The sequence below is a fragment of the Sphingomonas sp. genome, assembly GCF_048595155.1.
Classification (GTDB): domain Bacteria; phylum Pseudomonadota; class Alphaproteobacteria; order Sphingomonadales; family Sphingomonadaceae; genus Sphingomonas_I.
In genome coordinates this window covers 41,542-55,585 of sequence record NZ_JBMDXN010000111.1, presented here as the reverse complement: position 1 = coordinate 55,585, position 14,044 = coordinate 41,542, and the positions used below count along the sequence as shown (strand labels likewise).

Annotated in this window: 11 protein-coding genes; 6 read left to right on the top strand and 5 right to left on the bottom strand. The window is 64.2% G+C overall.

Translation table 11 applies throughout. The features are described from left to right. The first annotated feature begins 17 nt into the window (after nucleotides 1–17). The 6 genes from ACOJSI_RS18140 (at nucleotide 18) to ACOJSI_RS18115 (ending at nucleotide 5,835) form a co-directional block, all read left to right on the top strand. Nucleotides 18–1,130 carry an S-(hydroxymethyl)glutathione dehydrogenase/class III alcohol dehydrogenase gene (locus tag ACOJSI_RS18140; protein WP_420139716.1) on the top strand — a complete coding sequence of 371 codons (1,113 nt, stop codon included), beginning with the start codon at nucleotides 18–20 and terminating at the stop codon, nucleotides 1,128–1,130. A gap of 242 nt (nucleotides 1,131–1,372) precedes the next feature. After that, nucleotides 1,373–2,209, top strand: coding sequence for an S-formylglutathione hydrolase (fghA, locus tag ACOJSI_RS18135; protein WP_420139715.1), 837 nt, complete (start codon nucleotides 1,373–1,375; stop codon nucleotides 2,207–2,209). Nucleotides 2,210–2,235: 26 nt separating this feature from the next. After that, nucleotides 2,236–3,681 carry an amino acid permease gene (locus ACOJSI_RS18130; RefSeq protein ID WP_420139714.1) on the top strand — a complete coding sequence of 482 codons (1,446 nt, stop codon included), beginning with the start codon at nucleotides 2,236–2,238 and terminating at the stop codon, nucleotides 3,679–3,681. A 29-nt stretch (nucleotides 3,682–3,710) separates the two neighbouring features. Then, nucleotides 3,711–4,466: a molybdate ABC transporter substrate-binding protein gene (gene modA, locus ACOJSI_RS18125; protein WP_420139713.1), complete on the top strand. Its 756-nt coding sequence runs from the start codon at nucleotides 3,711–3,713 to the stop codon at nucleotides 4,464–4,466. 20 nt (nucleotides 4,467–4,486) lie between these two features. After that, the gene (gene modB, locus ACOJSI_RS18120; protein ID WP_420139712.1) at nucleotides 4,487–5,164 is read left to right on the top strand and encodes a molybdate ABC transporter permease subunit; all 678 of its coding nucleotides are present in this window, start codon (nucleotides 4,487–4,489) and stop codon (nucleotides 5,162–5,164) included. Next, nucleotides 5,161–5,835 carry an ATP-binding cassette domain-containing protein gene (locus tag ACOJSI_RS18115; protein WP_420139711.1) on the top strand — a complete coding sequence of 225 codons (675 nt, stop codon included), beginning with the start codon at nucleotides 5,161–5,163 and terminating at the stop codon, nucleotides 5,833–5,835. Before modB ends, ACOJSI_RS18115 begins: the two co-directional genes overlap by 4 nt. Before the next feature lie 11 nt (nucleotides 5,836–5,846). Here the strand turns inward: ACOJSI_RS18115 and ACOJSI_RS18110 are convergent, their stop codons facing one another. The 5 genes from ACOJSI_RS18110 to ACOJSI_RS18090 form a co-directional block, all read right to left on the bottom strand. After that, nucleotides 5,847–7,100 carry a histidine-type phosphatase gene (locus tag ACOJSI_RS18110; protein WP_420139710.1) on the bottom strand — a complete coding sequence of 418 codons (1,254 nt, stop codon included), beginning with the start codon at nucleotides 7,098–7,100 and terminating at the stop codon, nucleotides 5,847–5,849. Continuing rightward, nucleotides 7,100–9,994: a TonB-dependent receptor gene (locus ACOJSI_RS18105; protein WP_420139709.1), complete on the bottom strand. Its 2,895-nt coding sequence runs from the start codon at nucleotides 9,992–9,994 to the stop codon at nucleotides 7,100–7,102. The genes ACOJSI_RS18110 and ACOJSI_RS18105 overlap by 1 nt, the downstream gene beginning before the upstream one ends. A 75-nt stretch (nucleotides 9,995–10,069) precedes the next feature. Next, the gene (locus ACOJSI_RS18100) at nucleotides 10,070–10,999 is read right to left on the bottom strand and encodes a FecR family protein (RefSeq protein ID WP_420139708.1); all 930 of its coding nucleotides are present in this window, start codon (nucleotides 10,997–10,999) and stop codon (nucleotides 10,070–10,072) included. Further along, nucleotides 10,996–11,505 (bottom strand): RNA polymerase sigma factor, encoded by a 510-nt coding sequence (locus tag ACOJSI_RS18095; RefSeq protein WP_420139707.1) that lies wholly within the window; start codon nucleotides 11,503–11,505, stop codon nucleotides 10,996–10,998. Before ACOJSI_RS18095 ends, ACOJSI_RS18100 begins: the two co-directional genes overlap by 4 nt. A gap of 132 nt (nucleotides 11,506–11,637) precedes the next feature. Continuing rightward, nucleotides 11,638–13,764 (bottom strand): S9 family peptidase, encoded by a 2,127-nt coding sequence (locus ACOJSI_RS18090; RefSeq protein ID WP_420139706.1) that lies wholly within the window; start codon nucleotides 13,762–13,764, stop codon nucleotides 11,638–11,640. Nucleotides 13,765–14,044 lie beyond the last annotated feature (280 nt).

The window sequence follows — 14,044 nt, the reverse complement described above, 5'->3', positions numbered from 1 at the left end:
TTCGCACAGGACATGCCATGAAGACCCGTGCCGCCGTTGCGTTCCAGGCAAAGCAACCTTTGGAAATCGTTGAGCTCGATCTCGAGGGCCCGAAAGCGGGCGAAGTGCTGGTCGAGATCATGGCGACAGGCATCTGCCATACCGACGCCTACACGCTCGATGGGCTCGATAGCGAAGGGCTTTTCCCGTCGGTGCTGGGTCACGAGGGCGCAGGGATCGTGCGCGAGGTCGGCGCGGGCGTGATCAGCGTAAAGCCCGGCGATCATGTCATCCCGCTCTACACGCCGGAATGCCGCCAATGTAAGTCGTGCCTCAGCGGCAAGACCAACCTGTGCACCGCGATCCGCGCGACCCAGGGCAAGGGGTTGATGCCGGACGGCACCACCCGATTCAGCTACAAGGGCCAGCAGATTTTCCATTATATGGGCTGCTCGACCTTCTCGAATTTCACCGTGTTGCCTGAGATCGCGGTCGCGAAGATCCGTGAGGACGCGCCGTTCAAGACGAGCTGTTATATCGGCTGCGGCGTCACCACCGGTGTGGGTGCGGTGGTCAACACCGCCAAGGTTCAGGTCGGTGACAATATCGTGGTCTTCGGTCTCGGCGGGATCGGCCTCAACGTGCTGCAGGGCGCGAAGATGGCGGGCGCCAACAAGATTATCGGCGTCGATATCAATCCCGATCGTGAAGAATGGGGCCGCCGCTTCGGCATGACCGATTATATCGACGGCCGCGGCAAATCGCGCGAAGACACCATCGCCGAAATTCTGGCGTTGACTGATGGCGGCGCCGATTACACTTTCGACTGCACTGGTAACACCGACGTGATGCGCACCGCGCTAGAGGCATGCCATCGCGGCTGGGGCACGTCGATCATCATCGGCGTCGCCGAGGCGGGCAAGGAGATCAGCACCCGCCCCTTCCAGCTCGTTACCGGCCGCAACTGGCGCGGCACCGCCTTCGGTGGCGCCAAGGGCCGCACCGACGTCCCCAAGATCGTCGACTGGTATATGAACGGCAAGATCGAGATCGACCCGATGATCACGCACGTCCTAAGCCTGGAGGAGATCAACAAGGGATTCGACCTGATGCACGCCGGGGAAAGCATCCGTAGCGTCGTCCTCTACTGATTGCCGCCGCGCCGTTTCGGCGATTCCCGCCTCCGCACCTCCGAGCCCCACCGCCCATTCGCGTCGAGCGACGTCGAGACGCGCTTTCAAGCGAAGACGAGGAGCCCCGGGATTTTCCCGAAGTGCGTGGCGATGGCGCACGCCCCCCATCCGTTCGGGCTGAGCTTGTCGAAGCCCTGCTTTTCCTGGACAGAGCAAAGGACAGCCCTTCGACAGGCTCAGGGCCAACGGATCAGGTTACGATGGAAACACTCTCCACCAACAAGGCGCATGGCGGGGTTCAGGGCGTCTACCGCCATGCCTCTGCGGCGACCGGTACCGACATGACCTTTTCGGTGTTCGCCCCGCCGCATGACGAGGGCGAGAAGCTGCCGGTCGTCTGGTATCTGTCCGGTCTCACCTGCACGCATGCCAATGTGACCGATAAAGGTGAATATCGCCGCGCCTGCGCGGAGCATCGCCTGATCTTCGTTGCGCCCGATACCAGCCCGCGCGGACCCGGCGTGCCCGACGATCCCGACGGCGCCTATGATTTCGGGCTGGGCGCCGGCTTCTATGTCAACGCGACCCAGGACCCCTGGGCCGCCAATTACCGCATGGAAACCTATGTGACCGAGGAATTGCCGGAATTGATCCGCGCCGAATTCCCCGCTGACATGGCCCGCCAGTCGATCATGGGGCATTCGATGGGCGGGCATGGCGCGCTGACGATCGGCCTGGCCTATCCCGATCGGTACAAGGCGATCTCTGCCTTCGCACCCATCGTCGCGCCCTCCCGCGTGCCATGGGGCCAGAAAGCGCTCGGCGGTTATCTGGGGCCGGATCATGGCGCCTGGCGGCGGCACGATGCTGTGGCCCTGATCGAAGATGGCGCGCGCGTTGCGGACCTGCTGGTCGATCAGGGCGCGGACGATCAGTTTCTGGAGGACCAGTTGCGGCCGGACCTGTTGCGCCACGCCTGCGACGAAGCCGGGATAACGCTGACGCTGAACATCCGCCCCGGTTATGACCATAGCTATTATTTCATTTCGACCTTCATGGCCGATCAGCTTGCATGGCATGCTGCACGACTGAGATAGGCGGCGGACAAATTAGGGAGGGCGGTATGTCGGGATTGTTCAGGCGCAAGCCGATCGAGATGGCGGCGACCCGCACCGGCCCACGGCTGACGGCCTCCCTCTCCTGGCCGCATCTGATCGCGCTGGGTGTTGGGTCGATCGTCGGCACCGGCATCCTCACGCTGATCGGCGTGGGCGTGGATCGCGCCGGTCCGGCAGTCCTCCTGTCCTTCGCTATAGCCGGCGCGATCTGTGCCTGCGCCGCGCTGTCCTATGCCGAAATGGCAACGATGATGCCGGCGGCTGGCAGCGCCTACACCTATTCCTATTCGGTGCTGGGTGAGACAATCGCCTGGGTCGTGGGCTGGAGCCTGATCCTCGAATATTCGCTGGTCGTGTCTACGGTCGCGGTGGGCTGGTCCGGCTATGCGGCGCCATTGCTTATCGCCAACGGCTTTCCCAAGGCACTCACGCTCGGCCCATCGCTCGGCGGTATTGCCAACGTGCCGGCGATCTTCATCATCGCCGTGGTCGCCGGCATGCTGTGCATCGGCACGCGGGAGAGCGCGCGTCTGAACAGCGTCCTCGTGTTGATCAAGATCGCGACGTTGGCGTTGTTCGTCGGAGTCGCTCTGCCGGCGTTCAACAGCGCCAACCTGCATCCTTTCATGCCCTACGGATTTGCGGATTTTGGCTGGCTTACGCAGCAAACGGCCACTTCGCAGCTCGATCCCCATGCCGCCCCCCGCGGCGTGATGGCTGCGGCCGCCATCATCTTCTTCGCCTTCTACGGATTCGACGCGATTTCGACCGCTGCCGAGGAAACCAAGCGGCCGGAACGCGATCTGGCCATCGGGATCATCGGATCCATGCTGATCAGCACGCTTTTCTATGTTCTCGTCGCCGTCGCGGCCGTCGGCGCGGTGCCCTATCTACGCTTCGCCGGCAGCGCCGAACCGCTCGCCTTGATCCTGCGCGAGATGGGACAAGGGGGAATAGCGAAGATCATCGCCATCGCCGCGATCATCGCGCTACCGACGGTGTTGCTCGGCTTCCTGTACGGACAAAGCCGCATCTTCCTTGTCATGGCGCGCGATGGCTTCTTGCCGCCGGCGCTCGCCGTCATCTCGCCGCGTGGCACGCCGGTCCGCATTACGATCCTCACCGCCGTCATTGTCGCAATCCTAGCGGGATTGTTGCCAATCGATGAGATTGCCGCGCTCGCCAATGCCGGCACCCTGATCGCGTTCATCGCCGTCGCCGCCTGCATGCTGGTGATGCGGATCAGGCGTCCCAACGCCCCGCGTCCCTTCCGCGTACCGGCCGTCTGGCTGGTCGGCACGGGCGCCATATTGGGCTGCCTTTACCTATTTGCGAGCCTGCCGAGGATGACGTTGCTGTGCTGCCTGGCCTGGAACCTGTTCGGCATCTTCATCTATGCCGTCTACGGAAGGGCACACAGCGCGTTGAGTGACGTAAAAGCGGGCGCCTAATAATAGACGTCGGGGTGGAGCCCAGTTACATGACGCATGTGCTCGCCCTTCGCCCGCTATTGCTCTGCCTCGCCGCAGCCTTGTGGGGATCGTGCCTCTCCGCGGCCACAACACGTGTCGCGGTCGCTGCAAACTTCACCGAGCCGGCCCGGGACATCGCTGCGGCCTTTGCAAGGGCGACCGGACATCGCGCCGTGCTGTCCTTCGGATCGTCCGGATCTTTCTATGCCCAGATGCGGCAGGGGGCCCCGTTCGATCTGTTCCTGTCGGCTGACGCCGATCGGCCGAAGCAGGCCGAGCGGGATGGGCTTACCGTGCCCGGCAGTCGCTTCACCTACGCGGTCGGACGATTGGTGCTCTATTCGGCCGATCCAAAGCTGGTCGATCCGCGCGGCGCGGTGCTCAATCGTGGCAATTTCGACAAGCTCGCCATCGCCGATCCGGCCACCGCGCCTTATGGGTCGGCCGCGCTCCAGACCTTGAACAAGCTCGGCGTCTATCCCGCCATTGCGCCGAAGATCGTCAAGGGGACGTCGATCGGCCAAGCCTATGACTTCGTGGCGACCCGCGCTGCGCCGCTTGGTTTCGTCGCCCTTAGCCAGGTCATCACCCGGCCCGGCGGGTCGCGCTGGGTGGTACCACAAGGCCTGCACGCGCCGATCGAACAGCAGGCGGTGGAGCTCAAGGTTGCCACTGGCAACCCCGCCGCGGCCGCTTTCCTGCAGTATCTGCGCAGCCCCGCCGCGCGCGCGATCATCCGGCGCTATGGCTACCAAACGCGCTGACGCGGCGTCGGGTTAATATTATGGAATCCCCCATCGGCGTCGTGCTCGCCACAACTGTCGAACTCGCGCTGGTCACTACCCTTCTCCTGCTGCTGATCGCAACGCCGCTCGCCTGGTGGCTCGCGCGCTCGCGCAGCTGGTGGAAGGAGGTCGCAGGTGCGCTGAGCGCCCTCCCCCTGGTCCTGCCGCCGACAGTGATCGGCTTCTACGTTCTGATCGCGCTGGGGCCGGACAGCCCGCTGATGGTGCCGCTCCAGTGGTTCGGCGTGCGCACGCTCGCCTTCACTTTCACCGGCCTCGTGATCGGATCGCTTTTCTACTCCCTGCCTTTTGCGTTGCAGCCATTACGAACCGCGTTCGAGGCGATCGGCGAACGACCGTTAGAGGTGGCCGCCACGCTTGGCGCGGGTCCGTTGGATCGTTTCCTCACCGTGGCCGTCCCATTGGCGCGGCGCGGCTTTGTCTCGGCGGCGATCCTGGTGTTCGCGCACACCGTCGGCGAATTCGGCGTGGTGCTCATGATCGGTGGATCGATACCGGGCCATACCGAAGTTCTGTCAACCCGCATCTACACGCTCGTCGAAAGTCTCCAATATGGCGCAGCCCATCAAATCGCTGCAGGTCTCGTCCTGTTCGCCTTCGTGAGCCTGTTCGCCCTGCTGATGATCGAACGGCGCAGCACACGGATCGCGTTGTGAGCGGCGGGATCGAAGCACATTTCAAGGCAACCTTGGGCACGCTGCTGCTGGATGTCGCCTTCGATGTTCCGGCCACGGGGGTGACGAGCCTGTTCGGTCGGTCAGGATCCGGCAAGACGACCATCTTGCGCTGTCTCGCTGGGCTTGAACGCGCATTCGGCGTGGTGCGCGTGAGCGGCGCCATCTGGCAGGACGACCGCACCTTCCTGCCACCGCAACATCGGCGTGTCGGCTTCGTGTTCCAAGGCGCCAATTTGCTGCCCCACCTCAGCGTGGGTGCCAATCTTGCTTATGCAGCCCGCCGTGCGGCGGATCCCCTGCCGGTAAGCGACATTGTCGAGCGCACGGGGATCGGCGCGCTGCTGAATCGGATGCCCGGCCGATTGTCCGGCGGCGAGGCGCAGCGCATCGCGATTGCCCGGGCTCTGCTCATCCGGCCGCGGATGCTGCTCCTCGACGAGCCGCTGTCGGCCCTCGATAGCGGCGCGAAAGCCGATCTTACCGACTATCTCGCCACTCTCCTGCCCGCGCTCGCCATGCCCGTCTTCCTCGTCAGCCACGACGCCGCGGAGGTGGCACGGCTGGCAGAGCGGCGCATCCTGATCGAGGATGGACGGGTGACCGGCATCGAGCCGGTCACGCCTTGCGCGCACCCCGCCGTGAGCGGCTGAGGCCCGCTCGATCATCGGACGGCGCTGAGCACATGCTCGGTGAATTGCGAGAGCGGGCACGCCATATCGGCCTGACTGCAGCCCGGCACGAAGACGGCCGCCACGCCCGGCGCCACATTGCCTTCGAGTGGTGTGAGATTACGAAGCTGGTCCAAATTCTGTGCGACATACCGGACGCGCACCACCTGTTCGCCTGAGACACGGCGCCAACGTTCGAAAACCAGACCACCGCCGGGCGCGGCCTGACCGGCGGCATAGCCCGGCACCTGCCAGTTGAGGCCGAGCAGCCCTGCCAGCATCGTGACGGTGCCATCATGGCCGCTCAGCACGACGATCTTGTCCGCACCGCCGATTGGTTCGCCCGTCACCGCCCGATCGCTGCCTTGCTGCAGCGTCGCCAGCAGGCGCGATGCCAGCGTGCCGCTTGCCTGACGTCCGACCTCCGGCGTGCGCGTCCGCAGATCGATCCCGGCGCCATGCACGGTCAGAGCGGCTTCGATCGTCGATGCATCAACCCCGCGCCAGCCGGCGAAATGAAGCCCGTCTCCATAGGCCATCATCAGGCTCTCGGCGATGCCGGCGACCTGCAAGGCAGGCGAAGTCAGGATCATGCCACCGGCACCATCGAGCTTCATCTCGACAGGCGTGTCGCCAAGCCGCCGTGCCACGCGGCGTCGTTCCTGCGCGGTGCACGGGATGGCACGACATTGCAGCAACAACGCCTCGAACCGATCGGTGTTGGGTTGCAGCCGCCGGTCCCATCCCGCCAGATCGCCGCCGATCCGGCCGGAGATGGCGGCCAGCCGCCGCGCCGGATCGAGCGTAGCCGGGCGCACAAGCGGTGCGTCGAACAAGGGATCGGGTGCGGCCGGCGACTGGTGTATGATCGCCCTGCAACCCGGCGTGAGCCCCTCGGCCAAGGCCGCGGCCGTTGCCTCCGTTCGCTGCGTATGATTGGCCCAGTAGAAGACGGCGCAATCGCCGTCCGCCAGCAGGCCGGCCGCGTGATAGTGCGCCCGATACCACGCGCCGAGCAACGTCACCGCCTTGCTACCCCGTTCGGTGAGATACCCGGGGGGAACCGCGAAGTGAGGCCACGGCTTGAGGCTATAACGGCCGAGTTCCTCGGGACTGGACATAGCGCTGCGCACGCCGTGGCGCATGACGATCACGACCCGCTCGAGATGCTCGCTCGGCGCTGCGACGGCAGGTATCGCTGTAAGGGCGCCGATCAGCCCGAGGCAAAAGCTGAGAAGGGTCCGCATCAGAAGCGTACCCGGATGCCGGCGATCAGCGTCGTGCCATAATCGGTATAACCGGAAAAGCGGTTGTCGCGGACATATTGCCATTGGCGGCCGCCGGCGAGGTTGATCCCCTGCACCACCAGCGTCAGGTTCGGCCGGATCGCATAGGACATGTCAAAATCCAGGCTGCCGAACGGGCTGTCATTATTGGCGGTCAGGCCCGCGCCGCCCACGTCGCGCAGCACCTTGCCCCGCCAGCTGTAGCTGACCCGCGCCCCGAAAGGGCCTTTCTCGTAAAAGGTGGTGACGTTGAACGTATCGCGCGCGACATCCACCAACGCATCGCGGAAAGTGCCCCCGCCGGCGGCAGCATATGTCCCCTTGCTGGACGTGTGGGTATAATTGATCTGGGTACCGAGGCCGTCGAACGGCGCCGGCAGCATCTTGAACAATTGCTGATAGGCGATCTCGAAACCCGCGACATGCGCGTTGCCGCCATTCTGCGGCGCGGTGAGGCGGTAATTGGCGCCATCCAGTACGAAATCACGCGTCTGCTGGAAGACGAACGCCGTGATGTCCTTGTAGAAAGCCGCGCCGATCAGGGCACTACCCGGGGCGAAATACCATTCGGCGGTGCCGTCATACTGCCACGCCTCGAACGGCTTGAGTTCGGGATTGCCGCCGACAGCGGTCAGCACCGTCGGATTGGAATTGATCGTCAGGCGCGGGGCAAGGTCCGCAAGCGATGGGCGGGTGATGACCTTGGACGCCGCGAAGCGCAGCTGAAGCTTGTCCGTCAGCTCGCCGACAAGATTGAGCGACGGCAGCCAATTGCCGTAATTGCGACGATAGCTGACCGGCACGGCCGTGCGACCATCATCGGCGTAGCCGGACGACGTCTGGCGGGTATGGGCGTAACGCAGGCCAAGGTCGCCGCGCAGCGTGATGCCGGCCAGCGGCGCGGCAAAGTCCGCCATCGCGTAAGCGGAATAGATCCGCTCGGCGATGTCATAGCTGTTGCGCAGATCGCCACGGGCGAGCGGTGCGGCCAGCAGCGCCTCCTTGCCGGTCGCCGCGTTCAGGAAGGCGTCGCCATCGGGCATCAGCCAGCTGCGCGGGAGGTCCCCGCCGACTCCCTTCAGGAAATTATCGACCGGGAAGGGATCGAAGAAATTGGCGCCGAACCGCTGCCCGACGATCCCGTTGGTGAAGTTAATGTCGCGGCGATCGTAATCGCGATTGCGGCGCTCCGCTTTGACGCCGGTGCGCAGGGCCGTCACGACGCCGCTGAGCTCGCGCTCCAGATCGAACTTCACCGCCTTTTCCTTGTCGATCGAATCGTTGACGCGATATTCGATACGGCGACCCGGCAGGGTTTCCGGCTGCGACAGATCGGCCGACTGGAAGCGCAAATTGGGCAGGCGATCGCCCACTTTGGCGTAATCGAAACTGACATAGCCGACCGGGCCGAGCAGACGGTACCGATAGATGGGCCATGGCGTGTCCGATACGGCGCGGCCCACGCTCACATCGGCGCGCGCGGTCCATCCATTGGCCTGCCACTTGGCGTTGGCCCCGACCAGCCAGTTCGAGTAACGCAGCTTCGATTGTTCCCGGCCGATCTGCGTCGAGGTCTGCACGGTCCCGGCGGTCAGCACCCCGTCCGTCACCACGGCGGTGCCAGGCAGCAAAGCGCGCGCGACAGAGTTTGAAAAGTCGGTGGAATAGGTGAGCTCGTCATAGTCGATGTCGAGCCGGCTCCAGAGCGCGTCGACATTCAGTTCAAACCGCTCGCTGGGCTTCCATTGAAGGGCGCCATTGAGCCCGATGCGTTGGCGGTCTTCCCGTTCCAGCGTCGGGCGCGTGCTGGTCGGCACCAGGATCGTCTCCGGATCGAGCACGCCGTCGGCGTTGGCGTCGATCCTGCCGTCCGCCCAGGCGACGCTGGTGACGCGATCCTGGCGGGTGGTGCGCTCATCATAGACGGCGGCGATAAGCGCTCCGAAGGTGCCGGCATCGTTCATCCAGCTGGCGAGACCCGACAGGCGCGGATTGACCTTGTCGGCTAGCAAGGGCGCGCTGGCATTGGCCGACAGGTTCAGCAGCGGCTCCTTCAGGTCCATCGGGCGAAAGGTGCGCAGGTTGATGATGGCGCCGATGCCGCCCTCATCCAGATCCGCGCGTGGGCTCTTGGCGACCTCCACGGCCGACATCAGTTCGGAGGGCAGCGTATCGAACCGGAACTGACGCCCGCTCTGGCCGCTGTCGCGGACATTCTCGTTCACCGCGACCGAGCGGCCGTTGAGCGTCACGACTTGAAAATTAGCGCCAAGACCACGGACGCGGACGAAGACGCCCTCGCCCCGGTCGCGCACGATCGAGACGCCGGGCACGCGCTGCAGCGCCTCCGCGATGTTCTGCGCGGGGAATTTGCCGATATCGTCCGCGCGGACGACGTCGATAACGTTCGTTGCCTTGCGCTTTTCTTCCAGCGCGCCGGTCAGGCTGTTCGAATAGCCGGTAACGACGATTTCATCGCCCGCATCCGCCGGCGCTGTCCCGGCGGCAGGAAGCGCACTCGGGCGAACGGGCGAGCTTGCCACGATCAACAGGGTACCATCGCCCTGCTGCTGAACCCGCAACGGCCGGCCGGCGATCAACCGATCCACCGCTCCCTGCGCGCTGAGCCGTTCGTCGAGCGCCGGCGCCACCATGCCGCGCACCGCATCGGGCGAAAACAGAATGTTCACCCCGGTCTGCCGTGCCAACGATTCCAGCGCCCCGGCCAGCGGCTGCGCCACGAGGTGAGCCGAGATAGGCTTGCCCTGCGCCAAGGCGGGCGCGGCGATGCATGACGCAAGGGCAGTGCCCAGCACAAAGGCGCAGCGCATGGATGTTCGACGATAGCTGATCACGAAGATGGTCCCCCGACGGTTGGCGGCCCTGCGGCCACACCTTCCCGACGCGCCAGCCGCCGATCACCCCACCCCCTAAACCGATCTTTTTTTCCCGATGATGATCATGTCTCCGCTACGCTGGACCTGCAGCCCATGCAGCGACGCCAGTGCGTCCGCGAGCGCGACATTATCGCCCATCCGGTAGAGGCCGCTGACCCGCAACGCCCGGGTTTCCGCATCCGCAACCGCAAGCGGCGTGCGGGCATAGCGATTAGCCTCCTCGGCCACGGCCGCGATCGTGTCTTCGTGAAAGGCGGCTCGCCCGTCAATCCAGGCTTCCACCAGCCGGGGGTCGGGCCGATCCACGATCATGTCATGGGGGCCCGTCCGGAGGCGATCTCCCGCCTTGAGCGGCCGCAGCGCACTGCCCGTGCCCGCTTGAGCCTGCCCCGCAAGGCTTACCAGCGCTACATCATCCCCGCGATTGCGGCGCAAATCGAACCGGCCCGTCGACGCAACCAACGTGCCGTGGCCGGCATCCACTTCAAACGGTACGGCGTTGGGCGCGATCACAAGCTGGATACGCCCCTGTTCGAGCCACAATTTGCGATAGCGCGGCCAGGCATCGGCAGTCACGCGGCTGGCGGCATCCAGCAGAAGCCGCGATCCATCGCGCAGGCGAACCGAGCGCCGCTCGCCGATACCGGTCCGATAGGTGGTACCGGCATAAGCCGCAGAGAGGCCGACCACGCCGCTGCCGCAGGTGGCCGCCATGCCGCCCATCCCCAGTAGCAGCCGGCGGCGCGTCAATGCCGGAGACCGTTCCGCGGCCATCACGGGAGCCTCGGACTGCGCGCCGCTGCCCGGCACCAAATCCCACACCAAGGTGAGGCGTTCGAAGGCGCGCGCATGGGCAGGATCCTGGTCCAACCAGGCACGAAACGCCGCATCGTCTGCCGGCCTGCGATCGTCGGCGTGCAGACGCGCAATCCATTCGGCGGCCCGGCTGTCGACGGCGTTCACCAACTCTCCATCCAGCCCGCGAGCTGCGTCATCGCTTTTGCCATATGCTTTTCCACCGCGCTCGGGCTGATGGCAAGCCGGTCCGCAATCTGACGATAACTATAGCCTTCCAGCCGCTGCATCAGGAATATCTCACGCGTGCGTGGGCTGAGCCGATCCACGCCGTCGCGGACGCGCTTCAGCCGCTCGCGCATGATCATCGCTTCGTCCGGCATCGGCGCGCAGTCCGCCAATGTTTCCAGCAATGCGGGGTCGCCATGCTCGCCCCTCACCCGTTCGCGTCGCCACGTATCCCGACCGCGATTGACCGCCGCGCGGACCAGAAAGGCTTCCTCATTACGCACCGGCGCAGAGCGCGCGAGCAGCCCAACATAGGCGTCCTGCAGAAGATCCTCCGCATCGACGCGGCGGCTCGCACGTCCAATTTGATCCAGCAGCCGCGACCAAGCAAGGCGCAGTGCGGAGGTGCGCGGGCGGGTCGCGGCAGTCTCAATTCCGGTGGGCATGCCCCGCCGCGTACGATCCGAGGCGCGACAGTAACGTTACGCGTTGGTGACGATCTCGCGAAACTTACCAGATCCGACTGCTACCCCCATCGACGTCACACCCTTGGCGGTCGCGCTAAGGCGACCGCAAGGTCACTGCTGTCCGGGCTGATCCGCAACGCCCAATTGCTGCAGCATGAAGGCCTGCCATTCGGCATTCTGCCTGAACCGTTCGAACCGGCCCGATTTTCCGCCATGGCCTGCCTCCATGTTAATCCGGAATACCAGCGGGTTTCTGTCGGTCTTGAGTTCGCGCAGCTTGGCCACCCATTTGGTCGGCTCATAATATTGGACCTGGCTATCCCACAGGCCGGTTTGGACGAACAGCGACGGATATGCCTTGGCCGTGACATTGTCGTAAGGCGAATAGCTCAGCATATAATCGTAGAAGGGCTTCTGCGCCGGATTGCCCCATTCGTCATATTCGAAGGTGGTGAGCGGGATCGATGCATCGAGCATCGTGGTCACCACGTCCACGAACGGCACCTGCGCGATGATGACCTTATAATCCTGCGGCGCCATGTTCGCGACCGCGCCCATCAGCAGCCCACCGGCGCTGCCGCCCATCGCCGCCACGCGATCACGCGCGGCATATTTCTGTGCCACCAAATAGCGGGTCACATCGATGAAATCAGTGAAGCTGTTCTGCTTGTTGAGCAGGTGACCGGCATCATACCAGTTGCGGCCCATCTCCTGCCCGCCGCGAATATGGGCAAGCGCATAGACCATGCCGCGATCCAGCAGCCCGATCCGCCCCGGATCCACCGCCGGGTCCATCGAGATGCCATAGCTGCCATAGGCATATTGGAGCATCGGCGCGCTTCCATCACGCTTCACGCCCTTGGCATAGACGATCGAAACGGGGATTTTCGTTCCGTCGCGTGCCGGTGCCCAGACGCGCTCGGTCACATAGTTGCGCGGATCATAGCCTGGTACGGGTGCGACCTTCAGCACGCGCCGCTCCCCGCTCTCGGCGTTGACCTCATAGGTCGTGGTCGGCGTTACCAGCGAGCCATAGGTGTAGCGCACCCAGCGGCTCGCCGGCTCTTCGTTGACGTCGAGCGACATGCGATAGGCCGGCTCGTCCGCCTTCACCGGCAGCGACGTACCATTATCGGCGAGCAGTCGGATCATGCGATTGCCGCCTTCGCGCTGATCGATCGCGACGAAGCCGTTGAACGGCTTGAAGTCCTCGATGAAGGTTGTGTCGCTGGCCTGGGTCAGGTCGCGCCAGGCGGTCGGCCCCTTGCCCAGATCGGCGTCAGCAACGGTGACGAGCTTGTAATTCTTGGCGTCCTTGTTGGTACGGATGATCCAGCGGCTGCCGAGATGGTCCGCACTGTAGCGGAATTCCCGCACGCGTGGCGCGACGAGGGTGAAGGCGCCCGGCGCCGCAACCGGTGCGCAGCGCTGCTCGTCGCTGACCGTGCTTTCGACGGCCACGCACAGGAACTTGTCGTCCGCAGTCCGCGCGATGCTCATCTGGAACGTGTCGTCCTTCTCCTCATAGAGAAGGCGATCGCTGGCTACCGGCGTGCCCAACACGTGCGCTTTCACTTGGTAACCGCGCAGCGTCACCGGATCCTTGGCAATATAGAGGATCGTCCGATTGTCGGCGGCCCATAGCAGGTTCGGCTCGACGTTCGCGATGGTGTCGGCGAACACCTTCCCCGTTGCCAGATCCTTGATCTTCAGCACATATTGCCGCCGACCGACCACATCTTCCGCCCAGGCGACGAGACGATTGTCCGGGCTCACCACCCAGTCGCTCAGCGCGAAGAAACTGTGTCCCTTGGCGAGCGCCGGCTCGTCGAACATGACCTCGGCCGGCGCGCTGTTACTGCCCTTGCGCCGTTCGATGATCGGATAGTCAGCCCCGGATTGGTAGCGTGTTCCGTAATAATAGCCATTCTTCAAATAGGGGACGGAGCTGTCGTCCTGTTTGATGTGGGCGACCGTCTCTTCATATAGCCGGTTCTGCAGCGGCTTAAGCTTGCCTAGCAGCGCGTCAGCATACGCATTCTCGGCGGCCAGATACGCCAACATATCGGGATTCTTGCGGGTATCGTCGCGCAGCCAGTAATAATCATCCTCGCGCGGCCCGTTGGGCGACGTCACCTGAAAGGGACGTTTCGCCGCCCGCGGCGGTTGACTATCTTGCGCGTTGACCACGCACGACGCCAGCAACGCCACGCTGATCATCATTGCCCGATGCGCCATGATCTTTTCTCCCCAATAGCTTAGCCGCCGACGAACTGTCACCAGAGCGGGTGCAACATGCTTTGCATCTCGTGGCAATTGGTGATCTGCCTTGCGTTGTGGTGCACGTCTATCCCAGATTCCGGCATTTTCCCCAAAGGGCATGCAACCGCTCAGGCACCGAACCGCCAATTGGCCATCAATTGGTCGCAAGATTCCCACAAAATTCGTCATTCGTCGCTAATCCAACAGTTCGTCGCTCCGCTAGCCTTGCCCAGTCCGTCGAACGCGCCATTGTGCA